Source organism: Rhodopirellula baltica SH 1 (assembly GCF_000196115.1).
GTDB classification, from domain to species: domain Bacteria; phylum Planctomycetota; class Planctomycetia; order Pirellulales; family Pirellulaceae; genus Rhodopirellula; species Rhodopirellula baltica.
In genome coordinates this window covers 6,976,301-7,001,556 of sequence record NC_005027.1, presented here as the reverse complement: position 1 = coordinate 7,001,556, position 25,256 = coordinate 6,976,301, and the positions used below count along the sequence as shown (strand labels likewise).

The following is a 25,256-nucleotide window of genomic DNA, read 5'->3' as shown; positions in this document are numbered from 1 at the left end:
CAAAAGCCGGGCGGTTCCACTTCACCCTCCCCTTGGGAGGGTCGGCCCGCTTCGGGCCGGGGAGGGTTACGCGCTGGACTCAGTGCTGAACCCTCCCCTCGCTTCGATCGACCCTCCCAGGGGGAGGGTGGTGGCAGAACTGCGCCCCAACCTCTCGCTTGGTTGCACCGCTTTCTCGCCCTACAGACCCAAGTTCTTTCCAGCTTCAATCTCCCTTTGGGAAGACCGAGCATCGCCTCCGCACTCACCCTTTCACTGCTTCTCTTGCTGGCCGGCTGCAGCACGGACGATGCTCCCAAAACATCCAACTTTGAACACGATCACGTCGTGTCATCGCACTGGCCCGAAGACCTTGCTGACTTGTCGAGCAAACTGCGCAGCCGCATCTCCGCGAACAACGATTTCTCCGACGAACAATTGCGTCATGAAATCGAAGACCTCGTCGAATGGGTCGGTGAAGTTGCCGCCGACACAAACCTCTCAGAAGCCGATTGGATTCCGTTGCACGAGAGCAGCCAAGCGGTCTCGGCAAACTTGAAGGCAACGAACGAACCGTTCTCCAACGATGACCTGCAACAAATCGAATCGCTTTGCCAACTGATCGACGAATCGATCTCAAAAATCCCTGACCAACTCGCCAGTTTGAAGGCAACCGGATCATGAGCCAACCCATTTCGATCATGTTGATGGGCGGACTCGTTCGCGTCCTTCGAGGCTTTGCCGCTGCGGCGCCAACTTTCCTGGTGGGCATGCTGATTGCCTCGATCATTCGGTACTACCTGGGCGAAAAAGGCACACGCAGACTGTTCGGAGGCGACACCCTGCGATCGCTGCCGCAATCGTGGTTGGTCGGGATGCTGTTGCCAGTTTGTTCGATTGGCGTGCTGCCGATTTTGCGTGAGATGCGTCGGGCGGGTGTGAAGCCTGGAGCCATGTCAGCATTCGCGTTATCCGCACCGTTGTTCAATCCTCTCTCGCTGCTCTATGGGCTCACGCTCAGCCGTCCGATGGTGATCCTGCTGTTTGCATTTGGCTCGCTGATCATCGTCACTGCATTGGGGTTGTTCTGGGACTCAATCGAAAAATGGTCCAAACGCAAAGCGACAGAAGGTGATCCTACCAGCCAGCATGATTCGCAAACAAACAGCACAAATGACGAACCCAAAGATCGCCTGATCGGCTTGCGACGACTCGCGGCGACGTTCGTTCACTTCTCCCGAGAGCTGACGGGCGTCAATCTCGGGCTGACCATGTTGGCGTTGTCTGGACTCGCGATCCTGGCAGCGGCCCTGCCTTTCGGAGCGATGCAGCATTCGGTTGAACGCGATGATTGGTTCGCCCCTCTCACAATGCTCGGGGTCGCGATTCCGGTTTATGCGACACCGATGTTGGCCATGAGCCAACTCGGCATGATGTTCCAACATGCCAATTCGCCCGGTGCCGCGTTCACGCTGTTGATCTTGGGCACCGGCATGAACTTGGCAACACCGTTTTGGTTCGGAAAGAACTACGGATTCAAAGCCACCGCATGCTGGACCGCTTCGCTGCTGGTGATTGTGTTGGGCATTTCGTACGCGATCAACCGGCCACTCGTTCCACCGGGAGTCGAACCTGCCGGTCACACGCATGCGTTTGACGTCTACGCCAATCCGATGTCGATTCACCACAGCCTCAATGCAAACGCTTTGTATGATTTGGTGGTGAAGGGACTCGACTTCAGCGTCATCGCCGCCCTCTCCGTGCTGGGTGTTCTCAGTCTGATTGGTATCGGATTGCGTTTGATGAAAATCGATGAGGCTTGGTTGGTGAGCACCGCCAAAGCCGACTCGTTTGCCTCCTCTCTTTCCTCGCAAGACACACAAGCTCGCAAGGGACTCGACATCGTTGTCCCGCCGGGCGTCATCGGAGCGACCATGTTGGCAGGGTTGGTCGCGATGAGCGTCGTAGCCTGCTTCGCCTACTACCCATCGGCCGAAGAATGCCTGGATGAAATCAGCATGGCCCGGGCCGAATGTCTCGCAGCCGCCAATAGCGGCCAAGCCGAGCATGCGCTGTACTGGTTGCCCGTCTGGGAGGACTGGAGCCGCCGAATGGAAGTCGGCACCTTCATCCGCACGGGGCAGATCCGGCCCTACCAGCGGATGCAGGGTTACTTGATCCGCAAAAAACTCGAATTGCTTGAGCATGAATTGGAACACGATCCGTTTGAACTGGACGAAACACAACAGGTCGTGAGGAATATTCTGGCTACGAACTCCCGCTGGGTGCGGTCATTTCGGCCCGATCCGTGACAATCGCCATTCAGCGAGACTACAATCGCAAGCGGTCGGACCGGACTGACGCGCCCTCTTTCTGCGGAAGATCCGTTTCATGTTGGTAGTCAAAAAAATCAAACCCCGTGCCTTCACGCTGGTCGAATTGCTGGTGGTCATCTCGATCATTGGCGTTCTGGTGGCGATGTTGCTGCCTGCCGTTCAATCGGCACGCGAAGCCGCTCGCAGCACCGATTGCAAAAACCGCATTCGGCAATTGGCACTGGCCACGCATATGCACCATGACGTGCTCGGCTACTTCCCGCCGGCAAGATATGAATCGCGTCCGGACGCGGATCCCGCCGACCAATGCGGTTTGGAAACACCGACGTGGCTGGCTCGGGTGATGCCGTATATTGAGCAAGCCTCGCTGGGTAGCCAATGGGATTTTTCCAAACCCTGGCATCAACATCCCGAAAATGTCCGGACGGTTGTTCCCGAAATCTTCCTCTGTCCCTCGCGACGCTCAGGAACACAACCGACCGGCACTCGAGAACTCCGCTCAGCAGAATCCGGCGGTGGTGGCCGACTCCCGTGCGGTTGCCCTCTTCCACCACGTCCCACTGATGTATCGTTGAGTGTCGAAGGAGCTCTCTGTGACTATGCCGGCAATCATGGTGACTTAACGCCCGGTGCGACCGGAGCCCCCACTGACTTTTACTTCGGCGAAAATGGAACCGGCGTGATCATCAGCGTGCGACCGGACTGCAGAGCGGGCAAGGCCATCGCACCGTCCGATCGCATTCGCATGGCTTCTGTCACGGATGGAACGTCGAGCACGTTTTTGTTCGGTGAGAAATATATCCCGCTTGATCGCCTTGCTCAATTCCCCGAGGACTCACCCGCCTACGATGGCGATCACCTTCCGGCATCCAGTCGACTGGCGGGTCCCGGACTGCGGTTGGCCAACGGCCCCAGTGATGTCCTGGCTGACATGTTCTCGTTTGGAAGCTGGCATCCCGCCGGAGTCCATTTTGCCTTGGTCGATGGCAGCGTGAGAATGTTCACCCCCTTCACGGACACAAAAGTACTGGGCTCACTTGCCAACCGCCGTGACGCTCGGGTGGTGGAATTGGAACAATGATCGATTTTCGATTTGCGATGCTGTTGTTGGTGGTGACGCTAACAGGGTGCTCGAGCCAACAACCCGCTACGGGAATCGTCGAGTACACCGACGGTGATCCGGTTCAGTCCGGCAGCATCGAATTCCGCTCGCTTGAGACGGGTGCTCGGTATGCCGGACGAATTGCGAGCGATGGAACGTTCGCGTTGCGCGATCAAGACGGGAATGAATCCCTTCCACCGGGCGAATATGAAATGGTCGTCGTACAAATTGTGATGACGGAAGACGTTGCCGCAGCCGATCACGATCATGGCCAAACGGTCCCTCGACGCTACGCTGATTATTACACCAGCGACTTGCGATATTCCAACCAAACCGACCGCACGGACTCCATTCGAGTGGAACTCGATCCCACACCGTAGTCCGTTTGAAAGACGCCCTGAAAAGATAGAGCAATCACGGATGCGCCACCGTCGATGCCCAGAGTCGCCTTCGATCGACCCTACGGTTCCGAGGAGTGGTCGCCAGTCGTCGGCTATCATGCATCACCCTCGACCTACAACCACAGTCACTCAATCGAAAGCAAACCGAGATGAACATTGCGGTCTCGGGATGTGGCATCGCCGGTACCGCGGTCAGTCATCTGCTCGCATCAGCGGGCCATCAAGTCACGATCTTTGAACAAGCGGCCCAGTGCCAAGCGATTGGTGCGGGCATCATGCTCCAACCCAGTGGGCAAGTCGTGTTGGATCGTTTGGGAATCCTTGACACGATTGCTCGTCAGGCGGCCAAACTGGAAGGCATCGAGGCGTTCCTACTCTCCGGCCGACCACTGATTGAATTGAACTACGGCCACCTCGGCGACAACCACTTTGCCTACGGCGTCCATCGCGGGTTGCTCTTTCAGCAATTGATGAATCTATGCAATCAGTCCGACGTCCGTCTGCATACATCGACCCAAATTTGCGACTTTCGCAATGATGGAAACGACGTCTATGTGATCGACCAACATGGCACCCAACACGGCCCCTTTGATTTCCTCGTCGCTGCAGACGGATCTCGATCTCGATTGAGAACCGCGGCGAAACTCGGTTCACGAACCATCAACTAAGACTACGCTGCCATATGGGCGACGGGCCCTTGCTCACAGGTTCACAATCGGTTGCATCAAGTCATTGACGGCACCAACCGGTTGGTCGGATTGCTACCGATTGGCAATGGACAATGCAGCTTCTTCTGGGGACTGCGCACCGATCACTACGAAGGACTAGTCCAACGAGGATTGCCGGCCTGGAAACAGGAGGTCGTTACCATGTGCGAACCCGCCACGGAACTCCTCGATTCCATCAACGAATTCACAGAGATGACGTTCGCCGGCTACCGACACGTCAGCATGCGACAATGGCACACAGACAAGATCGTCTTCCTCGGCGATGCGGCTCACCCGTCGAGTCCCCATTTAGGCCAGGGCGTCAACTTGGCCTTGGAAGACGCAGCCTGTTTTGCGGATGCAATCGCTGACACGGGAACCTTCCAACAAGCAGCTGTCCGCTATCAGACACTTCGGCAACGAAAGGTCCGCTACTACCAATCGCTGACCCGATTGCTGACACCGTTCTTTCAATCCAATGTGCCGCTGTCTGCCACGTGCCGTAACATTGGCCTCCCTTGGTTTCCCAGAGTGCCCTGGGTTCGCCGCCGCATGCTGAAAACCCTGAGCGGCCTACAAAACGGATGGTTCTGAAACCCCAGTCCGTGGTCAGCGAAGCGTCAATAATCGTCATCACAACTCATCGTCAAGCTGACTCCGAGACACACCCGACCAAAGAGCAAAGCTCGGACAGAATGGAACAGTTGCCCTACAAAGTTTGCGTACTGAGGTGGAGCTGTTGAACAGTGTTAAGAGAACGCTTGGCGTGCATAGGCCCTCCCGATTCCACGCCAGCCGAGTTCATGGATACCAGCGAGCACCCATTGTACGAATGTGTTGCTATTGGGGCCAGGAAAAACGCGGTACGTATCAATCCACGGATAGTTCGACGGTGCATTTTCGATGTGTTGAGCCAACTCACAAGCATCAGCACCACTCCACCGCCGAAGCATACGACCAGGGCCGTTGCCAACGCCGGATGTCAGACCAAGCAAATCACAGTGCAAATGACCCCAAGAAACCTCGGACTGGCAGGGAGTCTGCCAAACCTCCCAGCGGCTCGCAGTTCCTGGTCGAGCAACGATGAACCAGTGGTGCTCGGCAATACACGCGAACCCCGGTATCCGCGCGGCCCACAGATCAACCGCGATTGGCGACTCCAAATTATTCATGAGTCGGTCGGAGAATGTGGTTCAAAGCGATAACGCCGACCATTTGACGTTGACGTCCGGTCGAAGCTGCTTGAATCGTTCGCAGTCGTCACTCGAAACCAATGAGCGTTCTATCCGCAGTGTCTTCAGACGGGGCAACGATTGGATGTAGCGAAGCCCGTGACCGGTCACTTTCGTTCGAGTCAGGTTGAGGGTTTCTAGATTGGTCATCTTGGTAAGAGACTTCAGCCCTTCGTCATTCACCCGCGTGCGGGATAAATTTAAGTGAACGAGATCTAGCGACTCGATCGAAGACAGATCCCCTTCGTGAAGACGCGTCATCGACAAGTCGAGCCTGCGTAGATCGCCTAGATGTGACAGGGACGCCAAGGCGGCGTTTTGGATTTCTGTGTGCGTTAAGTACAAAGTTTGAATCGATGGCAAGTCGGGCAGGGCATCGACGATGCTGCTCGGCGCATACTTTTCGCCTCGCTGAAGACTCGGAGCTTCCAGATATCGCGAACGCACCTCGGTCACCGGGAGAATCAAATCAAGATCAACGTACTCGATGGCCGCCATAAGCAATCGTGAACGAATGCTGGACACCGTGTTGAACGAGTCCACCTCGATCGAATAAATGACATTACCACCGTGTTGAGAGATTGCAGCAACCGCGTCCTTCTGTCGCTTGGTAGTGGAAGCAACCCTGGCAAACCAGATGGAACAAAGCGTTACCGCAACCAGAAGCAGTCGAAGACTCACCCGAGGCAATCGCCGTCGACGATGTGGTTCACGCCTAACGGATTCATCAGCCATTGATACTTGCCATTCATCTTCATGGGTCAGCTCGGATGCCGAGCAACATGATCACGTGGTGGTGATCGATGCGCATAAAACGAGAGAGAATGTGCCACTGTTCCATGTGAATGCAATTTGCCCTCGCTAAATCGTTTCAATCCAGAAGCCACACAGTTTCTCCGCATTTGCGCCTTTTGGTGTTGCGAATGAAAGCACCAGCCTCTCTTCGTTTCCACCCAATGGAAGAAGATAGACAACTCGCTTGTACCTGGAATCGCCGACGATTTGAATTGTCCCCAATTCTTTGCCGCAGGGAAGCGAAGATTCAACTTCCAATCGAGACAGAGCAAGCGAATCGTGACCGTTCTCGAACAGGAATGCTCTCAAATCGTCTACCTCGGTGAAGTCGGGCAATGTCAGCTTTTGCGAGCCTCGTTCGCCGAACGCATCTGATGCGAATGTCCCCGCGAGCAACACAGTGACAAGGATCGCCACAGGAGCCATCATTTTGCTGACGTTTTTCATCAGGATCTCCAAATCGAGATCATGGACCAGTTTGAACGGACTCTACCAGCTAGCGAGCCAACAAAGCGACATCAAACCACGCAAAACCAACAGCGTGTCAGTCAATTTGACGTCCATAAAAACTGCCTCGCGGGAACTCCTCTTACCATTCGCAACCGCCCGGCTTCGCATCTTGGGTTCATCGCTTTGCGATTCGCCCGGTTAGACACGAGCGGTCAGGCGGGTTGCCAGTTGTGCTGAAAGACAAAGATGTGCAGAGCGTCAACAGCCAGTGAGCTCAAGAAGATTCCTAGCGTCAAAAAGGCGAACAAGGCATTTCGCACAGGGCGATTCCGTCGTCCCACAGAAAAATAAGATCGCTGATATCAGTACAAAAGATGAAAGCCCAAATCACCCACCAGAACCTGACTCCAGCCGCATGAACAGCCGGTGGGAATTCCCCGCCCGGTAGCGACTGTGATCAACGAAGCTGAGTCACTCTGATACAGCACCATCGTTCGCCGCTTGATTTCTTTCCAGCTTCAGGACCAGTGACGCAGAGATCGCTCGTCCATTCCAAGGCACCTTCAGTTGCTCAACAGGTAGACCGAAATACTCCTCGAGCAAGCTATCTGGAGTCCATCCAACGCCACGTTCATAGTACACACGCAAAGTCAGCTCGCTCGCCTCCGCTGGAAAGACAAGATCGGATGAACCTTCGCCGAAGGTTTCAATGTCAAACATTTCACCCGATTCTGTCATCATGTACGCTCGGCCTGCGCCTCCGCCAAGCAACGGTTCACCAAGATCGATTCGACGATTGATCGCCTCCCCCGGCTTGAGGATAGTGAACCGAGAAGCGGCTTCGGCCTTTGTCGGCTTCGCTCGATCCTGTTCATTCCTGTAGTCGACGCAGCGTGGATCTGGCAACACTCGAATCTGATCGTCAGTCGGTTCAAGGTCAGTACGAAAATGAACATTGAAACCAATGATCAGTTCAGAATCGAGCTGAAGCGGTTGATCGCTGATGTTCTTTGCCGTCAACGAAACGACTGCGGAATCGAATCGATCCGTCGGATGCTTGATAACAGACAAAGTCAGTCGCAATCGGTTTTCTTCGCTCCACGGCTTTGTGGGGTCGTACTTGGGGGCGCCCTCTCGCGGTGTGATCTCATTGTCCGAAAACGGATCGGGTGGCTCGTCGGACATTCCGGGCAATGAAATCACAAACATTGCTGCGACAACGAGACTGGCGATGCTCTTCATAGGATCCACTCCATCCGGGAGACGTTCGGCATGATTGATCAATGAAAAACCAGGGTGACTGGAACGCGATGGTGGGTGTCATCAATCCTCCTGACGCGTGCAATTGCCATTCGTGATATCACATTCGTTCCCCACCAGCTCGCCAGAATGAATCAATCACACCTGGTTGCAATGCAACGGCAAAGGAGACAAGGGCGAGAAAGGTACCGATTGGCCACAGCAAGGACTGCATTGCGAAAACCAAAATGCAAAACCAGCAACCTCGTTGATGGTACATGCAAACGGCTGCCCCCAGGGACAAAAGCGAGAGACTCACGAGCGAAAACATCGACCACCAAACGAAGGTCGCGAACTGGTTCCATCCCAACGACGCAGGGCTAAAAAAGGTCGTAAATGCTTTCAGCTGCACCTGCGAACTGGTGAAGAACCAGACCGATGCAGCCGACATCGCTACCGCCGTGAAGCCCTGGAGCATGCAGATGACTCGCGTCTGAACAAGCGCGGCATCGCACTTGATTCCCACATTGGTACCAGAGCCTTCCGGCGAGACGGGCAGCGAGCCCCTACGAACAGGAGCAGACTGTTTCAGTTCGTGATCAGCAGCAGAACCCCCACGCGGAATTCGGCAAGTCCAACAGATCTGGAATTCATCGTCGGTCTTTCCATTGCAATGCGGGCAAGTCCACATGTTGTCAACAAGTCCGGCTGTGCGAGGCAATTTGAAGCGAAGTGTGTCGCCGTTGAATGGGTTGTTGGTCTGGTCAGCCGAAACACGCTCCAGTCCAGTTCGCATTTGGTGACCATGGGTCAACATCCATGATGATCATCCTGCACAATTCCGCGGGAATCGTCCCCAGCGTGCTTCAGCGTCGTAAGCGTCGACCGGGAAGGAAGGATCGCTGGCAACTCCGGTCCAAAAGTCAGTGTAGGTGAGTGGGGTGTGCAATACAAAGTCGTCGGGAAGGTCATTTTCCCGGAGGTACATTTGATCGTGGAAGAGGAAGCACATCAGCAGGGTGTTCAGGTCGATCGTGATGGGATCGCCATTCAAGCCACCGCCGATGGTGAGGTATCGCCGTTGAAACCAAGGACGATACAGATCTTTGTTATTGAGCTCGCGGAGTTGATTCACGGGAGCGATGAAATGATTCTGCAGCGGCATCCACTCGTCATACGCAGTCGCGGTGAGAGAACGGACCATCCACTCCGGAACGCCGCTTCCGGAAAGGAAACAAACGGCTGATTCATCCACACTCCCCGGTCGTGCGGTTGGGTTGTTCGCAGCAATGAGTTCAGCGATCACAAAGGGCTCGTTCAGCGGGGCAACAGACGGATCACAAGGCGGCGGCTACCGACGAGCTATGATACGAAAATCGCGTCTTCTTCGTGCGGCCGTTGGCCTTCTACCGACGTACAAACGAAACATACGAGCCCGATTCCGCAACCACGATTTTCACACTGCTCGATCTCGTGCTTCGGCGTGCCACATCATGCGAGCAAGCTACTATCCACCCATTCCACTCAACCCGGTCGGCAACGTTTTCATCTTTGGACGTCTCAAGATTCTCGCCATGACGAGAACCAATGCCAGTGATGCTCCGATGGTAGAAACCATTGAAGCAATACGCTTCAGCCGCCGGGATCGATGAAATTCATCGCGCTGAGCGAGTACCGTGATGGCTTCCGCGTCACCGGCCTCAGCAGCTTCTCTAAAAAGCTCAACAGCCAATTCTTCGTCTGCCTCGACGCCCTTGCCATGCAAGTACATGAATCCGAGATTGGATTGGCCGACGGGAAGCTGTTGTTCTGCGGCTTTGCGATACCAATGCACCGCGATCAAATCATCCTGAGCGACGCCCAGTCCCTTCTGGTGAGCTCTGCCCAGGTTGTTTTGTGCGAGGGCGTAGTGTTGCTTGGCGGCTTTTCGATACCACTGGATTGCCTTTGTTTCGTCCGCCTCGACTCCTCGCCCTTCGCTATACATCAGCCCGATCATGTACTGCGCCGCGGGGCTATCTTGTTCTGCGGCCATTCGAAACCATCTGAGCGCGTCGGCGTCGTCTAGCGACACACCCTGGCCCGGATAGTACAGCCTACCAAGCTCGGCTTGAGACCATGAGAGATCTTGCATGGCGGCTTTCTGCACCCAATAGAAAGCAAGTGCTTCATCTGTGGAAACACCACGTCCAACCATGTGCATCCAGGCAAGCTTCTGCTGCGACCACCGCTCTCCCTGCGTCGCAGCAGCGTGGTACCACTCCTGTGCCTCGTGGTAGTCATGCGGCACACCGCGACCATGGAAGTACATGCTCGCCAGCGATTCTTGCGCGAGCGCATACCCTTGCGCTGCAGACTTGCGAAACCATTCCACATCCAATGAGTGATCTTGTGTCACCCCGTCGCCGTCGCGGTACATCATTCCAATCGCTCGCTGGGCCATGACATGGTTCTGATCGGCAGCTTTCTGATACCACGAAGAGGCCTCGACGAAATCTTGTTCCACTCCCAGTCCGACGTCGTACATGTAGCCAAGGTTGTATTGCGCCGAGTCCAAACCCGCGACTGCGGCACGACGGTACCAGTTAACGGAGTCCACATCGTTTCCTGCACCACCTCTCCGTTCGTAGCACATCCACCCAAGATCGAATTGTGCCCATCTATGATCCTGCTCTGCCGCCAGCTTAAGAAAGTGAACCGCCCCAAAATCATCTTGAGGCGTGCCTGTTCCACGGCGGTAGCAAAGTGCAAGGTTGAACTGGGCATCTGACAAACCCTGTTGAGCAGCTCGATGAAACCAACGAAATGCTTGAACATCATCCTGGCGGATTCCACGGCCCTGCTGGTGCATGGAACCGAGCCAATTTTGTGCGACCGCGAAATCTTGCTCGGCAGCACGCTGGAACCAGCGAACCGCTTCAACGTCATTCTGCGGAACGCCAAGCCCCTCCGCGTGCATGCAACCAAGCACAAATTGTGCATGTGCATGCCCAAGGTCTGCGTACTTCTGAATCTGGCCTGCTTCCAGCTCATCCCGGAAGGGCGTCTTGTCGATTTCTCGCAAGCGACCGAGGATCAAAGAACTCCATGCCGTTTTGCCCTGCTGAGGCACATTTTTAGGCATCGAAGGCGTTTGATCGAATGAAGGAGTCTGACTGGGGTCGCTTTCGCCGCGGTCGGTGATGGACTCGTCGACGATTGGTTTTCGACCGGTCTGCTGAGCAACATGAGAGTCGCCGTTTTCCTTTGAGGCGGCGGTCGTCGGCATTGCCTGACAGCCGAAAGCGACTGCTACCGATAGAATCCAGTGTCGACACTGCATGGAGCAAGTCTTTTCGTCTCAGTGGATGAATTGCGCAGCGCAGAATCGCAAAGTCGAAGTCTGAATTGGAAGCTACGTCACGATCCGCATCCGGGGGGCAGAAATCGTGCTCCTTCCCCCAAACCGTCGTTTCACCGGCTGACCGTCGCCGCAGACAACACGACGAAAAATCCAGTCAAGCAGCCAAAGAGCGCAACACCGCCAATCTCATCGATCACCATCGAGCCAAGCAGCATGACGAATGACATTGCAGCCAAAATCCGTACCACATGCCCAGTGATGATTCGCAGCGTGTAAGTTCGCTTCGCCCTGGGAAACTCTTTGGACGCTCGTGGTTCTGCTTCCGGTGGTTGATAGGGATTCAACATCATCGCAGACCGTTTAATTCGCTTGTCGGAATCTTGCATCTTTAGTAATCGCGACGACGCATCCGACTGACAGGTCCCTGTGGATGCCAAGTCCATTCCCATCACTCCTCCACGGCGGAGGATTCCTCGGTGATGTGGAGCCATCGAACAGTGTGACGCGGACGGTTCGCAGTGGACTTGGTGAAGCGACGGGCTAGGCGACTGGGAACTGTCCGACGGAACAGTTGGGGACAACTGTTCTACTCTGGTGCCGTAGATTGCCGGACCGGCGGCTCTCAGGATCCGGCCTAAACCGCGACGACAACACCCGTCCGTGCTTGTGTGGTTCAAAAATCGAAGTTGTTCGCTGACGCCCTATAGCCCACGAGCGAAGTTCGGGCAGAGTCGAACATTTGTCCCCAAATGTTTGCGTGCCAGGGTAGAGCCATGGAACAGCGTGACGCGGACGGTTCGCAGTGGACTTGGCGAGGCGACGGGGCTTGGCGGCTGAGAATTGCCCGACGGAACAGTTGGGGACAACTGTTCTACTCTGGTGCCAGAGATTGCCGGGCTCCAATCGGAGCCGGTGGCAGGGCCGCCTCGGCAGGGGGCGGTGTGCGACACCGCGAAAGAAAGTCGGGATGACAAGATTCGAACTTGCGACCTCTGCACCCCCAGTGCAGCGCTCTAACCAGGCTGAGCCACATCCCGTGAAGGCCAAAACTCTACCGAAGTTGGCTCGAGTTCGCTAGGGTGAACAGCCACTTTCATGAACTCCCCTTTTGAGCGGCTTCCGCAGGAAGATTTGGCGATGGATCTGGCTAGGCAGGCGGCAACAAAAACAACGGATTCTTCCCATCGCCACGCGCGATCCGTGCCCGAGAATCCCTCCCCGTCGAGAACAGAAATGGACTTCGCAACGAACTCCCGCGGTGGGAATTGGCCGCGGCGATTGTTGACGCTCGCGGTCGTCGCCGTCTTCGCATACGTCGGGGTGGCGGTTTGGCAAATGGTCCGCACTCCGGACTCAACGGCGGTCGCTCCCGCCGCTCTCGGCCCCGTCCCAGAACGCTACGACGCGGACCGCGCCTTTGGTTTCTTGGTCGACATCTGTGACCTGGGGCCGCGGCCGTCCGGAAGCCCGGCGATGTTGCAGCAGCAAAAAATGCTGACGGAAGTCTTCGAAGCAAACGGCGGAACGGTCCGTTTGCAACGCGGCGAAATCAGGCACCCGCAGACGGGCGAGAACGTTCCGATCGCGAACTTGATCGCCGCTTGGAATCCTGACGCCCCAACTCGGTTTCTTTTGTGTGCCCACTATGACACTCGGCCCTATCCCGATCGAGATCGTCGCGATCCCAAAGGAGTCTTTGTGGGCGCCAATGATGGGGCCAGCGGTGCTGCAGCCCTGATGGAACTGAGCCACCAATTCCCAACGTTGCCATCAGATATCGGGGTGGATGTGGTGTTGTTTGATGCGGAGGAGTTTGTTTTTGGGGAACAGAGCGGCGAATACTTTCTTGGGTCAACACTGTTTGCCCAGCAATACTTGCTCGAGCCACCCACGGTTCCATATCAAAGCGGCGTGTTGCTGGACATGATCGCGGATCGCGAATTGCAGTTGCTGTATGAACGAAACAGTTTGCGATACGCCCGCGACGTGACCCGATCCATTTGGGCGACCGCCAAACGCTTGGGTGTCAATGCGTTTGTGCCACGGGCTCGCAGCCAAGCGATCCGGGATGATCATCTTCCTCTGAACCAGATCGCAAAAATCCCCACCACGGACTTGATCGATTTCGATTACCCGCGACCGGGATTCAGGGCGCCGCAGTATTGGCACACGACGCAAGACATTCCGGAAAACTGCAGCGGTGAAAGCATCGCTGCGGTGATCTGGGTCGTGCATGAATGGATGCTGGAACAGCGTGGGGGATAGAGTTGGGAAAGGGGCTTAGGTCCAAAGGGGATGGATTGCAAATTGCAAAGTGGACATTGCAAATTTGGAATTGGAGTTGGAGTTAGATGCAGCGTGTGAGCGATGACGGTTGTGGTTTGTTTGGGAGGTGCGACTGTGCAGGGCAACTCGCTTTGGATTCCATTGAAAAAGTGAAATTGACACTTTGAAATGGTTGCGTTTTCAGTGCTCGGCCCTCCCCTCGCTTCGCTCGACCCTCCCGGAGGGAGGGTGAAATAGAAGAGCGGAGTGGGATAACGAGCACGAGCACGAGCACGAGCACGAGCACGAGCACGAGCACGAAGCACGAAGCACGAAGCACGAAGCACGAAGCACGAAGCACGAAGCACGAAGCACGAAGCACGAAGCACGAAGCACGAAGCACGAAGCACGAAGCACGAAGCACGAAGCACGAAGCACGAAGCACGAAGCACGAAGCACGAAGCACGAAGCACGAAGCTAGAAGCTAGAAGCTAGAAGCTAGAAGCTAGAAGCTAGAAGCTAGAAGCTCTCAACCAACGTGCTACGATGATTGGATCCGACGGGTGGGACTCACCGGTTGGTTTGCTTCTCTTTCAAAGGTTCCCTCATGTTCGCCGGTGGTTTGGTCCTCGCCAGCACACTGATCTTTTTCGCTGTTTGGTTGCAGCGTTCCGAACAGGTCGGCTGGTCGCATGAAAGATTCGACGAAGAAATCGATCAGTCCTACATGCAACGCCGACGTCGCTCTCGAAAACGGGTGAACTTCTTGTTCTTGGTTTGTGGCATCTTGGTTTTGGTCGCGACCTTGGCCACTCCCAGAAACCATGCCATATGGCTTTGCTGTTGGATTTCGGTGATGTTGTCGCTGATGACCATTCTGATGCTGGCCGGACTGGATGCTCTGCGAACGATGCGGCACGTTCGCCATCGACTGGATCACCTGCGTCAAAAACGGCGTAAGTCTTCCTAGAAAGGACGAACGCATCGACGCCAAATCGGTTCTCAGCGTGGATGTGGCTGGCGATCGCAACGCCACGATCGGGCGCACGACTATGGCGTGAAACTTGTCTTCGGTGGGTTGTGTCTTGACTTTGAGCCACGGCGATGGCTATCGACCGAGACATGATGACCGATGAATCCATTGCTGTGCGTCGTCCTCGACGATGGGACGAACCGATGGACCCGCACATGACCGATGCGGACGTGGGATGGTTGCGCGAACAGTCCCCCTTTTCGAACCTGGATCCGGCCGCGTTTCCCAAATCGATTCCGCTCGATGGCATCCTTCGGAACGATTGCCGATTGCATCGTTTTGCTCACGGCGAAGTGATCGCTCGCGAGGGTGATTACGCAAACAGTGCGTTCCTATTGGTTGATGGACACGCTGAACTGTTGACTCGCGAATTGCCACCGGAATTGCTCGGTCGTCGTGAAACCGAAAAAGTATCGTGGCCCAAAGCGGTTTGGCAATTGCTCCGACCTTCCGGCGTTCGCGAAGCTCGGCGTCCCGAGGAAGTCGTCCCGAATGTCGACTTGCATGCCTCCACCCATCATGCGGACGATCGTCCTCCGGTTTTACAGTTGCAGGACTTCGATGGGCTGGTGCGAGCCGGCCAAAGTATACGATTGAGTCCGGGTGAATTGTTCGGTGAAGTTGCGGCGATGTATCGGTCGCCGCGATCGGCCACAGTTGTTTCGCAGGGTGATAGCACGTTGCTGGAGATCCGACTGCAGGGTCTGAAGATGCTGCGTCGCGATCCCGCGTTTTCGCAGCGGATGGACGATCACTACCGAGAAAACTGGCTGCCGCTGCATTTGCGTGAGATCCCGTTGTTGCGATTTCTTCCCGAGCAGAATTTGCAGCGAGTGGTTGCGGCGACGGTCCAACGTTCATTCGGTCGATTGGAATGGAATGCGGACTACAAAAAGACTCGCAAGCTTTCTCCCGCCGAGCAAATTGAAAGCGAACCGGTGGTGGCCACCGAGGGTCATCAGGTCACGGATCTGATCATCGTTCGCAGCGGTTTTGGGCGGGTTTGTCAAAGCTACGGTGTGGCTCAACGAACGACCGCGTACCTCGGCAAGGGCCACCTATTCGGTCTGGAAGAGATCGCGTTGGGTGTCACCAATGAAGACGGACCGATCAATTTGCCGCTGCAGCATTCGCTTCGTGCGGTCGGGTTCCTAGACACGTTGCACATCCCGGTCGAATGCTTTGCAACCGACATTTTGCCACACGTTCGCCGCAGCGAATTGCCAGCTTCGGCCGCGAAAGCGTTGTTGCGAATGCCGGCGCCCGAGGAGGCTCGTGAACGACGCAGCGAAAAGCGACCGAAGGTGGATTTGCCGATCGTTTCGACCGCGATGAATCACACCAGCGAAGAAACATGGCAGGATTTGCCGAGTCCAACCGGGACATCCTTTGAGCCCACCGGATTGCTCGAGTTCATCGTTCAGAATCGTTTCAACAACGGTCGCGAAGCGATGATCATTGATTTGCATCGTTGCACCCGTTGCGATGATTGCGTCAAAGCCTGCGCGAGCGTGCATGACGGAAATCCCAAGTTTGCTCGCGTTGGCGTCAACCACGATCGACTGCAATTCGTTCAGGCTTGCATGCACTGCACCGATCCGGTTTGCATGATCGGTTGTCCGACGGGAGCATTGCACCGCGAGGAATCGACCGGCCACGTTCGTGTTTCGGAATCCATTTGCATTGGTTGCGGCACGTGCGCCAAAGGGTGCCCGTACGGCAACATCGAAATGGCGGCGGTGAACGATCCTAAGGGACGTCCCTACACCGACGAAGCGAGCAACCGGCCAATCACCAAAGCGACCAAGTGCGACATGTGCAGTGGACTGCCCAGCGGGCCGGCATGCGCCGCGGCGTGCCCACATGATGCGATCGTTCGAATTGACTTGAGCGAATCGCCGCCGCTGGAAGACTGGTTGAGGAGACGAACATGAGTGTGGCTGAACGCCGCCGTTCTGCGTCGTCGCGACGTTGGCAACAATTCCGCACCGATGCCCTGTCCAAATTCCGTCGCCGAGTGTTTGGCACCGGTCGAGCATGGTCGTTTCGTCGTCGACGAATCGCGAGTTTGATCGTTGTCGCGATTGCGATTGTGTTGACCGCCTGGATATCGCAAACGCTGCATGCGGCGCTCTATCGAAGCAGCGTGATGACCGGCTGGACGCTGCTGAGTTCGATCTTGATTTTGTTTGCGATCGGCATTCGTCGTCGGATTCCGATCTTGCCACTGGGCACGATGAGCACCTGGACTCAGGTTCACATTTTCACCGGTCTATTTGCGTGTGGCGTGTTTGTGATGCACGTGCCCGCGATCGCGACGGGACGATTGATCGCCGATGGTTGGCTGGAAGGAACGCTGAGCGTGTTGTTCATCGGCGTCAGCCTCTCGGGATTCTATGGGATCCTGGCGAGTCGTCGATTGCCGGCTCGTTTGACCGCAATGGGCAGCCAGCCTCGGTACGATCAAATCGATTGGCACCGAGAACAATTGGCGGCACGCGCGACGCAGCGTCTGGACAGTTTGACCAGCGTCGACTCCCAACGCGTCTTGGGCGAGTTTGACGATCAATACCTTCGTCGGTATCTCGAGTCGCCGCTTTCGTGGTCACACCGCTTGTTCGCTCATTCGTTTCGACGTCGCCGTTTGGTGATCGGTTTGAATGAGCTGCATCGGTACTTGGAAGATGACGGCAAAGAAGTTGCCGATGAACTTGCCGGTTTGGTTCGTCGCCGCGATGAACTGGATACACAGCACGCTCTTCAGTGGCGACTGCGGGCTTGGGTGGCGGTTCACGCCGTGATGTCGTTGGGATTGGTGGCGCTCGCCATCATGCACACCATTCATGCATTGCAGTTTGTGGAATCATGAGACGCGACGACTTTCAACTGCCGATACCACCGAGGATCGAACGCCCCGGGCACCCGTACGCATGCGGGCGTTCACCGGGATGCGATCCGTGTCTGCATGGACCGAGCCGCACCGGTGCGTGCCCCTTTGCCGACAGCGATGATTCTGAGAATGAGGCTTGTTCTCCACGACGAACTTGGGCGGGACGTCGACGTCAATTCACAGCCGCAATGCTGGCGATTTTGGCCGCCGCGATGGTCGTTCTCTTCGCGACTCGAGCGACACCCAAAGTCATTCAGCCGGGCAACCTGACAACCGCTCACGCGCAAATCCTGTCGGGCGAATTGGCTCAAGACCGATGTGCGGCGTGTCACCAAAATGCGACCAGCAACCGCTGGCTGACATCCTCCAGCGATCCAACATCGAGCAAGCAGAACGAAGACAAAGGCCTGTTCAGTTTGGCAAGCTGGATCGGTGGCGATGATACGAAACACGCCGACATGCCGACTGTGGCCATGACCGACTTGTGTCTGAACTGCCACGAGCAACAAATGCCTCGCGAGTCGGCTCGATGGGCACACAATTTGTCGCAGGAAGTCCGCGACGAACTGACTTTGGCCGCGATCGAGAAACGCGATGGCAGGCTCCGTAATGACGGGCCCCGTGATAGTAGGCTCGCTGATGATAAATTCGCAAGCAGCCAGCCCACCGATGGTCAGTCCAGTGATCTGGTTGCGATTGCGAAGATTTCCGAAGCTTCCTCAACGGTTCCCACCGTTCAAACGGTCAGCCGGAAGTCATCGCTGCAAAACAACTTGGCCTGCAGCGTTTGCCACCAAGAACACCATGGAGCGGATGCGAACCTCGCCGCCATCACCGATTCGCGTTGCCAAACCTGTCACGTCAATCAATTTGGTTCCTTTGCTGATTCGCATCCCGAGTTTGGCCAGTGGCCGTACGCGCACGCGTCCAACATCAACTTTGATCATGGAAGGCACGCGAAGATTCATTTTCCCAGTGAAGCTGAGAAACGAAACGGTGGAGATTCATCAAGCTCCAACTCCTTTGCGACGTTTGATTGCAAGACATGTCACATTGGACCGAGTTTCTCGAGTTTTGATTTGGACTCGACCGATCCGGTGATGACAACGTTGCCGTACGAGATTGCATGTGCGCAGTGCCATGATGAAGCGTTGCGAGTTCAAGTTGCCGAAGGTCCCGCGTTTTTGCAATTGCCGGTCTTGCCGGACGACATCGCACTGCAAGTCGAAGATTGGCCGACTCTGGCGACGGGTTTTGCCGATGGCACGGTGGATGGCTGGATGGCGTTGATGTTGCGAGAGCAGATCAGCGAGTCGGCTCTGAATCGTTTCCGGCGTGTCGATTCGGCGAACTGGGATTCGCCAATTGTCCAAGTCGAAGCGGTATCGCTGGGCAGGGCGATCACCAAGCTCTCACAAGAGTTGGCGACGACCGGTCAAGATGCACTCATGCAAAGACTGCGAGAAGCTAGGATCGATGAGCAAACCGCTCTGCCGCTCGTCGAATCGTTTCCGCCTCAATTGGTTCGTGACGCGCTGCGGGTTTGGTTTGGTGAAGCTGACACCGCCGCCGAAACCAAGGTCGATTCATCGATGCAGGCTGGTGCGTTCAGCGGATTGCTGGACGATGACGTCGAAAGCGAATTCGACAACGACTTTGGCGGCGGGTTCGGCGGGGCTGATCCGTTGCTTGCCGATGACCCGTTGCTGGCCGACGATCCATTGACCTCTTGGTCCACCACCGAGGAAGAAACGCCCACGCCGGAAAAAGCTGACTGGGCGGCCGAGTTGGCGGCTCGCTACGACGCGGCCAAAACACAATCGTTTGGTGGCTGGTATCGAGACGATGTGACTTTGTCGGTTCGCTACCGAGGCAAAGGTCACTCCGACGCGGTGTTGCGATCGATGATCGAGATCATTCAGCGGTTGCCTCCCGACGACCCGCTCAAACAATCCATGTTGGCTCAGCCAGCAGTTCAAGCCTGCGTGGGGTGTCACCAGGTGCAAACAGATTCGTTGGCCAATGCGTCGCTCGCTTCGATGCGTTGGCAAGCGTTCCGCGGCAAAGAAAACGGCGATCGGCTCACTCATTTCTCACACACACCTCACTTGAACGTGCAGGGATTGCAAGATTGCAAACACTGCCACCAACTTGGAACGACCAATCCGGCCAATGCGGTGCACATGGTTGGTGAGTCGCCGGTCGATGCGTCGCCTGAATTTTTGCCGATGACGAAGGCGAGCTGTTCCAGTTGCCACACCAAGTCGGCGGCGGGGGATCACTGCACACGATGCCATCGCTATCATGTGCACGATGTCCCATGAACTCCGACAGCCGTCTCAACCGACGAATCCATTTTCCAGTCGTCACACGCGGCCGGGTGCGATTCCGTTTCGCTTTGACCTGAACGGAAGCGATCGGGCAGGGCACATCGCGAGAATCCTGGCAGACTTGCGGCAACATCGACTCGGTTTGATCGTTGGAAATCATGGGACTGGCAAGTCGACGCTGTTGCACAACATGGCCCACGCGTTGCAGGAGAAGTTCCCCGGCGGGAAATGGATTCAACTGACCGCCGATCCCAACCGCTCGCCGATCGCTGTCGTCTCCAGCATGCTGCAGAACGACCGAGCCGCGATTGAGACACAGGCAACGGTTTCGCCTGGTGGAGTGTTGGTTATCGACGGGGCGGAACAATTGTCTCCGTGGGGACGCTTTCGAATTCGTCGACGAGCTCAACAAGCGGGCCATTTTTGTTTGGCGACGGCACATCGGGATCTTCGCGGTTTTCACGTGTTGCACCGAACGAAGGTGACCGCCAAGCTGATTGAGGACTTGCTGGCAGAATTGCTGGGAGACCATCCGAACGCCCGAGAAAAGCTGGCGAAGGTCGGGAAGGCGGAATCAATGCCGTCTTTCGCCGATGTCACCGACGTTCGCGAATTATGGTCTCAACTCTATGATGTCGTGGGGCTGTCTTCGGAAACGCCATCATCGGAGATGCCTGAGCCAGGAACGTCCGACAACCGCATCGATCTCCGGCCTGACGCCCACCCCCAAAATTGCCCCGACCTCTGAGTGGATCATCCATGGCTGTACGTTTGAACGTGATCGTGCTTCGTCCCACCGGCGAACATCGCCATTTTGATCCTGCATGTGACGATGCCGTGGGGCAGTTGCTCGGTCGGCCAGGACTCGATCTTGTATTGCTCGATCGCATCCCTGGACCGGACGAGTCCGGCACGGAACGATTGGCAGTGGAATCAATCGCGGGCGATGTCGCTTGCGTTGGTTGGACGGAAGCCGAAAAGGTTTCCGAACCGCTTGGGTTGTTGGGCAAACGGGTCGCTCGTGTGCCGCACCGACGAGACGTGGATGCCGCCCCGGTTCAAGGCGATGAACCGATCGCGAAGCTGTATCACTTTGACATGCGTCGCGAAGGTGCATCGCAGACAATCTTGGCGGACTTGCAAGCGTTGCTGGCGACTCGACAGACTCCGATGTTTCAGATCGGGATGGCTGGTTCAACGTCACCTAAACAGACGAAGGCAACGTCGGCGTCCAAAGCCCAGCCCAACGCCGCCCCCATCCAAAACGTGACGCCGTCTTTGGCCAAGCCACCCGCGTCAGAGGCTTCGCCGTTGGCTTCCGCCACGCCGCCATTGACCAAGAACCAATCCACTGACTTGGACGCATTGGTGGATGAACTGGACGAGTTGGATCTTTGATTCGTGCGAGTGTTCGCAAGTGGACTTGGTTGCGATGCGGTTTGGCGGTTGAAGATTGCCCGACGGAACAGTGGAGGACAACGGTTCTACTCTGGTGCTCACTTTCATTTGGCGTACGCGAAGGTGGGGCTGAGCGTGGATACACCTTGTGCTGCCCCTCTTAACCGATGTAGGCCGGATGAAGGAGGCTTTGCGACGCACATCCGGCAGTGACTGAACTGGCGAGAACAGCTCGTCTGCCGGAGCGGCGCCGAAGCGGCTTGATCCGGCCTACTTCAGGAAGCAATCGCTCGTCGTATCGAGGTTCTCTGGGACAAAATTGCATGCATGGCAAGGCGATTCACTCAATCGGACGAAGCAATGTAGGCCGGACGAAGGAGGCTTTGCGACGCACATCCGGCAGTGACTGAACTAGCGAAAACAGCTCGTCTGCCGGAGCGGCGACGAAGCGGCTTGATCCGGCCTACTTCAGGAAGCAATCGCTCGTTGAATCGATATCCTCCGGAATAACTTGCACACGCGGCAAAGCGATTCACTCAATCGGACGAAGCAACGTAGGCCGGACGAAGGAGGCTTTGCGACGCACATCCGGCAATGACTGAACTGGCGAAAACAGCTCACCTGCCGGAGCGGCGCCGAAGCGGCTTGATCCGGCCTACTTTAGGAGGCGATCGCTCGTTGAATCGAAGTTCTCTGGGACGAACTTGCACGCACGGCAAGGCGATTCACTCCATCGGGCGAAGCAATGTAGGCCGGATGAAGGAGGCTTTGCAACGCACATCCGGCAGCGACTGAACTGGCGAGAACTGCTCATCTGCCGGAGCGGCGCCGAAGCGGATTGATCCGGCCTACTTCAGGAAGCAATCGCTCGTTGAATCGATGGCCTCCGGGACGAACTTGAATGCTCGGCGGGGCGACTCACTCGATCGGGCGAAGATTCATGGAACCGATGTGGATGCTGCCTGGTTCGTCATAGCCGAAGATGCCGCTGACGCTGAAATACTTTTCCAATTCCTCCCACTTCGGCCAATCATCTCGCCGCATCAGTTCGGCAACGCGACGTGCCATGGGATTGTCGCCGCCTCGATTCTCGACCGACTGTGCGGTTTCATCCGAGTTAGCCATTTCGTACAGGATCCGATACGTCTCGGCATCGCGATTGAACTGAAAAAGGAACGGCGTTTCGCCTTCCAACTTGGCCCCAAGTTCACTCGTCAGCAGCACGTAGTCTTCGTCGTCTGCCAAGCGATCAATTTCACCGGCCTCAGCACGCAGCACTTGCTGCAACACTTCGCGACTGTCGCAGAACAGCAACCAATTGCCGAGCAACATCACGCTGTTTTCAGGCACCCGGATGCCAGGTTGATCAAATTGACGTTGTTCAGAGAAGTAAGCCGTTTTGCCGCGAAGAACCTCGGGTTTCATTCGTTGCGGTGGTACTTTGGCTTTGACTCGGTCGAGCAACTTGTCCGCTTCCTTGGCGTCTTTGACTTCGATCGCGATTGCCCGTGCCATCGAATTCCAGTTGGCGGGCAACTGATAGCGTTGGATCGTGACAACGCGACCGGTCATCAAAGGGAGCACCTCTTCTTTGAGCGACAAATCGAAACGCTCCTTCGCTGGCTTCTCGGTGTTTTTCTCGAAACTGCCCTCGCCGGCGAAACGGTTGACGATTTTCCCAACGTTTTCAAACGCGGTTTCGATATCCCAACCCACGCAAGTGAAACTGGCCGCGTCGGCCGGAACCCAAACCGGTGGTGAGACTTCGATGTCTTCCGGACGCAGCACGCCAAAGAAACCATCTCGTGGTGGATCAATCAACACGTGCATGTGACCAATCGACTCAACGATCTCACCGCCGCGGAAAAGGCTGCCACCGATCCCACGAATCTTTTCGATGCCTAGGTCTTGGACAATCGGCGCGATAAAGAACGCCGATCCACTTCTCGCGATGATTCGTTTCGCGATGCCATAAGGATTGACGAAGAATGTGATCTGCGGGATCTCGGCTTCGGCGCCAATCGATCGGCTCATCACGGCAATGAAGTCCGCGTTTTGTGCGAGCGTCTCCGAATCAGCAGAAGTCGTTTTCACGGTGCGTCGTGAACGCCCGGATGACTGGCTGGTATCACGCTGCTCATCATTCATTTTTTTCGCAATCGATTGAGCGATCGTTCGTCCCAATCCAATGACGTAAAAGCCATCTTGTTCAAACCATTCGATGACATCGCCATCACCACGTTGGCGGACCAATCGCGTCAGCTCGATCGAACCAATTTGTTCGTTCTGGATGATCATGCGATTCTTCTCCGCCAGGCCCATCAGGCGTTCAACCAGGGTTTCCATTTCTTTGTTGTTTGGACCAGCATCGATCATGATCGCCAAAGCGAAAGAGTTCTGCTGACGTCGTTTGTTTCGCAAGCGACGTGCAATGGCATCATCGTCTTCTTCCTCATCCGCTTTCTCCTCGTCGGTCTTTTCCTCCGGCGGTGGCCCCTCGAGAAGAGCGATCGCGACCTGACCTTGCGGAAGCGATCGGAGCTCGTCGAGCGTCAGCCCCATTTCTTTGCCGGGCTTTTCAAACAGATCAGTGAGGATTTGATAGATGTCCGAAACGAAGGGACGCATCTTGGGATCGTTCAGCATTTTCCCCAGCGAGGATTCGCCCCAATCTTCGCGAATGTCGTTGACGTCATCGATTCGCAAGTAGGCCAGGGTGCCCGACGGCAATAGCCGCGGCGCAGGCACGGTGGTCCGGCTTTCGTTATCCGTCGCTGAGCTTTGAGCGAAGGCAACCGATGGCGATGACAGCCACGCGGTTGCAACCAAAAGGCACGCGAGGGGCATCATCAACGTTACAACTGGAAACTTCGGTGCAAATGAGCGGCCGAAACGCGGGGATCGAAGGGGATTCATTTTGGACGAGCTCTTGGGGTCTAGCTACAATCAGAGGAGAAGGGTCACACCCCAATCGTATCCGAAACCCAACGTCCACCGAGCGATAGTCGCATGAAACGAACGTCTCAAATTGTAGCGTGCCTGGCCGCTTCCACTCTATGGATCGCTCTGGGCTCGACTGCTATGGCACAGCCGGACGATAGCGGCGGCGGTGCGAACGGTCAGGCGGAAGGAACCATCACCCAAGGTTTGGATCCTGACGCGGTGTTCAGTCAAGGCGTCCAGCGAACCGGAGCCGTCGGTGCCAATACGTCCACTCCTGTCGGTGCATCCGCGGTGTCTCAGGCCGGTGGTGGTGGCGGCGGGGGAGCATTTGGTGGCGGGGGCGGCCTTGGCGGATTTGGTGGCGGCGGACTGGGTGCCGCGTTTGGCAACTTGTTCGGCGGCGGCAACGCGGCTCGTGGCAACACATCGACTCCACCGATTCGAACTCGACTTCGCAGTGCCGTTGAAGTTGCACCGCTCGAGTCGGGTCGCGTGCAGCAGTATGCGTCCTCGCGTTTGCAAGGCACATCGAATCTCACCACGATCAATGGCAACTTGCCCGGCCGTATGAATTCTCAATCCAATCGGTATGATGGAGTGAATGTTCAGGTCCAAGATCGCACAGCAACACTGAGCGGTACGGTCCGCAACGAATCCGATCGTCGGATGACCGAATTGCTGATGCGTTTGGAACCGGGCGTTTCTCGAGTCGTCAACCGTCTGAGCGTCCAACCCTGACGCACCGGTTCAGTTCGCTGGCAATGTTTTTCACCAGCCACAATTGAGTTGGCGGTGAATTCCATTTGCGTTCCC

Annotated in this window: 20 protein-coding genes, 1 tRNA gene and 1 pseudogene; 13 read left to right on the top strand and 9 right to left on the bottom strand. The window is 56.2% G+C overall.

What is annotated here, in order from left to right:
- The first annotated feature begins 327 nt into the window (after nt 1–327).
- From RB_RS27075 to RB_RS27055, 5 genes and pseudogenes are all read left to right on the top strand, one after another.
- The gene (locus tag RB_RS27075) at nt 328–663 is read left to right on the top strand and encodes a hypothetical protein (protein ID WP_231846037.1); all 336 of its coding nucleotides are present in this window, start codon (nt 328–330) and stop codon (nt 661–663) included.
- Complete coding sequence (locus tag RB_RS27070) at nt 660–2,291, top strand: permease (RefSeq protein WP_011124008.1); 1,632 nt, start codon at nt 660–662, stop codon at nt 2,289–2,291. Before RB_RS27075 ends, RB_RS27070 begins: the two co-directional genes overlap by 4 nt.
- A 79-nt stretch (nt 2,292–2,370) precedes the next feature.
- Complete coding sequence (locus RB_RS27065) at nt 2,371–3,396, top strand: DUF1559 domain-containing protein (protein ID WP_011124007.1); 1,026 nt, start codon at nt 2,371–2,373, stop codon at nt 3,394–3,396.
- Nucleotides 3,393–3,797: a carboxypeptidase-like regulatory domain-containing protein gene (locus tag RB_RS27060; RefSeq protein ID WP_011124006.1), complete on the top strand. Its 405-nt coding sequence runs from the start codon at nt 3,393–3,395 to the stop codon at nt 3,795–3,797. The genes RB_RS27065 and RB_RS27060 overlap by 4 nt, the downstream gene beginning before the upstream one ends.
- Before the next feature lie 170 nt (nt 3,798–3,967).
- Nucleotides 3,968–5,119: pseudogene (locus RB_RS27055) on the top strand (FAD-dependent oxidoreductase).
- A 155-nt stretch (nt 5,120–5,274) separates the two neighbouring features.
- Here the strand turns inward: RB_RS27055 and RB_RS27050 are convergent.
- From RB_RS27050 to RB_RS27010, 8 genes are all read right to left on the bottom strand, one after another.
- On the bottom strand, nt 5,275–5,697 hold the full coding sequence (locus RB_RS27050) for a DUF3750 domain-containing protein (protein ID WP_011124002.1): 423 nt from the start codon (nt 5,695–5,697) through the stop codon (nt 5,275–5,277).
- A gap of 21 nt (nt 5,698–5,718) precedes the next feature.
- Nucleotides 5,719–6,438 carry a leucine-rich repeat domain-containing protein gene (locus RB_RS27045; RefSeq protein WP_231846036.1) on the bottom strand — a complete coding sequence of 240 codons (720 nt, stop codon included), beginning with the start codon at nt 6,436–6,438 and terminating at the stop codon, nt 5,719–5,721.
- 180 nt (nt 6,439–6,618) lie between these two features.
- Nucleotides 6,619–6,999, bottom strand: a complete 381-nt coding sequence (locus RB_RS27040) for a hypothetical protein (RefSeq protein WP_231846035.1) — start codon at nt 6,997–6,999, stop codon at nt 6,619–6,621.
- Nucleotides 7,000–7,473: 474 nt separating this feature from the next.
- Complete coding sequence (locus RB_RS27035; RefSeq protein WP_011123997.1) at nt 7,474–8,244, bottom strand: hypothetical protein; 771 nt, start codon at nt 8,242–8,244, stop codon at nt 7,474–7,476.
- Nucleotides 8,245–9,067: 823 nt separating this feature from the next.
- Nucleotides 9,068–9,547 (bottom strand): hypothetical protein, encoded by a 480-nt coding sequence (locus RB_RS27025; protein WP_011123994.1) that lies wholly within the window; start codon nt 9,545–9,547, stop codon nt 9,068–9,070.
- A gap of 201 nt (nt 9,548–9,748) precedes the next feature.
- A complete protein-coding gene (locus RB_RS27020; RefSeq protein WP_231846034.1) occupies nt 9,749–11,509 on the bottom strand; it encodes an SEL1-like repeat protein in 1,761 nt (586 codons plus the stop codon).
- A gap of 185 nt (nt 11,510–11,694) precedes the next feature.
- Nucleotides 11,695–11,970, bottom strand: coding sequence for a hypothetical protein (locus RB_RS27015; RefSeq protein ID WP_164922591.1), 276 nt, complete (start codon nt 11,968–11,970; stop codon nt 11,695–11,697).
- Nucleotides 11,971–12,546: 576 nt separating this feature from the next.
- A tRNA-Pro gene (locus RB_RS27010) sits at nt 12,547–12,621 on the bottom strand.
- 58 nt (nt 12,622–12,679) lie between these two features.
- On the opposite strand from RB_RS27010, the gene RB_RS27005 reads away from it, so the two are divergent.
- The 7 genes from RB_RS27005 to RB_RS26975 all read left to right on the top strand — a co-directional run bounded on the left by RB_RS27005 (nt 12,680) and on the right by RB_RS26975 (nt 21,500).
- Entirely contained in the window at nt 12,680–13,849 is a 1,170-nt protein-coding gene (locus tag RB_RS27005; RefSeq protein WP_011123991.1) for a M20 family metallopeptidase, read from the top strand.
- A gap of 607 nt (nt 13,850–14,456) precedes the next feature.
- Entirely contained in the window at nt 14,457–14,819 is a 363-nt protein-coding gene (locus tag RB_RS27000) for a hypothetical protein (protein ID WP_164922589.1), read from the top strand.
- A gap of 134 nt (nt 14,820–14,953) precedes the next feature.
- On the top strand, nt 14,954–16,816 hold the full coding sequence (locus RB_RS26995) for a cyclic nucleotide-binding domain-containing protein (protein WP_011123986.1): 1,863 nt from the start codon (nt 14,954–14,956) through the stop codon (nt 16,814–16,816).
- Nucleotides 16,813–17,751, top strand: coding sequence for a hypothetical protein (locus tag RB_RS26990; RefSeq protein WP_011123985.1), 939 nt, complete (start codon nt 16,813–16,815; stop codon nt 17,749–17,751). The genes RB_RS26995 and RB_RS26990 overlap by 4 nt, the downstream gene beginning before the upstream one ends.
- A gap of 209 nt (nt 17,752–17,960) precedes the next feature.
- Complete coding sequence (locus tag RB_RS26985; RefSeq protein ID WP_164923063.1) at nt 17,961–20,096, top strand: hypothetical protein; 2,136 nt, start codon at nt 17,961–17,963, stop codon at nt 20,094–20,096.
- Nucleotides 20,077–20,850, top strand: a complete 774-nt coding sequence (locus RB_RS26980) for a P-loop NTPase family protein (protein ID WP_011123983.1) — start codon at nt 20,077–20,079, stop codon at nt 20,848–20,850. Before RB_RS26985 ends, RB_RS26980 begins: the two co-directional genes overlap by 20 nt.
- A gap of 11 nt (nt 20,851–20,861) precedes the next feature.
- A complete protein-coding gene (locus RB_RS26975) occupies nt 20,862–21,500 on the top strand; it encodes a hypothetical protein (protein ID WP_164922587.1) in 639 nt (212 codons plus the stop codon).
- A 918-nt stretch (nt 21,501–22,418) separates the two neighbouring features.
- On the opposite strand, the gene RB_RS26970 is transcribed toward RB_RS26975, so the two are convergent.
- Nucleotides 22,419–24,350, bottom strand: coding sequence for a DUF3352 domain-containing protein (locus RB_RS26970; protein WP_164922585.1), 1,932 nt, complete (start codon nt 24,348–24,350; stop codon nt 22,419–22,421).
- A gap of 159 nt (nt 24,351–24,509) precedes the next feature.
- Here RB_RS26970 and RB_RS26965 point away from each other — a divergent pair, with 159 nt between their 5' ends.
- Nucleotides 24,510–25,181: a BON domain-containing protein gene (locus RB_RS26965; RefSeq protein ID WP_011123976.1), complete on the top strand. Its 672-nt coding sequence runs from the start codon at nt 24,510–24,512 to the stop codon at nt 25,179–25,181.
- Nucleotides 25,182–25,256: the final 75 nt, after the last annotated feature.

Bases quoted from the DNA above. Each gene is read 5' to 3' on its own strand.
- RB_RS27070 (WP_011124008.1), top strand. From the start codon at position 660: ATGAGCCAACCCATTTCGATCATGTTGATGGGCGGACTCGTTCGCGTC.
- RB_RS27065 (WP_011124007.1), top strand. From the start codon at position 2,371: ATGTTGGTAGTCAAAAAAATCAAACCCCGTGCCTTCACGCTGGTCGAA.
- RB_RS27060 (WP_011124006.1), top strand. From the start codon at position 3,393: ATGATCGATTTTCGATTTGCGATGCTGTTGTTGGTGGTGACGCTAACA.
- RB_RS27050 (WP_011124002.1), bottom strand. From the start codon at position 5,697: ATGAATAATTTGGAGTCGCCAATCGCGGTTGATCTGTGGGCCGCGCGG.
- RB_RS27040 (WP_231846035.1), bottom strand. From the start codon at position 6,999: ATGAAAAACGTCAGCAAAATGATGGCTCCTGTGGCGATCCTTGTCACT.
- RB_RS27035 (WP_011123997.1), bottom strand. From the start codon at position 8,244: ATGAAGAGCATCGCCAGTCTCGTTGTCGCAGCAATGTTTGTGATTTCA.
- RB_RS27020 (WP_231846034.1), bottom strand. From the start codon at position 11,509: ATGCCGACGACCGCCGCCTCAAAGGAAAACGGCGACTCTCATGTTGCT.
- RB_RS27015 (WP_164922591.1), bottom strand. From the start codon at position 11,970: ATGCAAGATTCCGACAAGCGAATTAAACGGTCTGCGATGATGTTGAAT.
- RB_RS27005 (WP_011123991.1), top strand. From the start codon at position 12,680: ATGAACTCCCCTTTTGAGCGGCTTCCGCAGGAAGATTTGGCGATGGAT.
- RB_RS27000 (WP_164922589.1), top strand. From the start codon at position 14,457: ATGTTCGCCGGTGGTTTGGTCCTCGCCAGCACACTGATCTTTTTCGCT.
- RB_RS26995 (WP_011123986.1), top strand. From the start codon at position 14,954: ATGGCTATCGACCGAGACATGATGACCGATGAATCCATTGCTGTGCGT.
- RB_RS26990 (WP_011123985.1), top strand. From the start codon at position 16,813: ATGAGTGTGGCTGAACGCCGCCGTTCTGCGTCGTCGCGACGTTGGCAA.
- RB_RS26985 (WP_164923063.1), top strand. From the start codon at position 17,961: ATGCTGGCGATTTTGGCCGCCGCGATGGTCGTTCTCTTCGCGACTCGA.
- RB_RS26980 (WP_011123983.1), top strand. From the start codon at position 20,077: ATGTGCACGATGTCCCATGAACTCCGACAGCCGTCTCAACCGACGAAT.
- RB_RS26975 (WP_164922587.1), top strand. From the start codon at position 20,862: ATGGCTGTACGTTTGAACGTGATCGTGCTTCGTCCCACCGGCGAACAT.
- RB_RS26970 (WP_164922585.1), bottom strand. From the start codon at position 24,350: ATGATGCCCCTCGCGTGCCTTTTGGTTGCAACCGCGTGGCTGTCATCG.
- RB_RS26965 (WP_011123976.1), top strand. From the start codon at position 24,510: ATGAAACGAACGTCTCAAATTGTAGCGTGCCTGGCCGCTTCCACTCTA.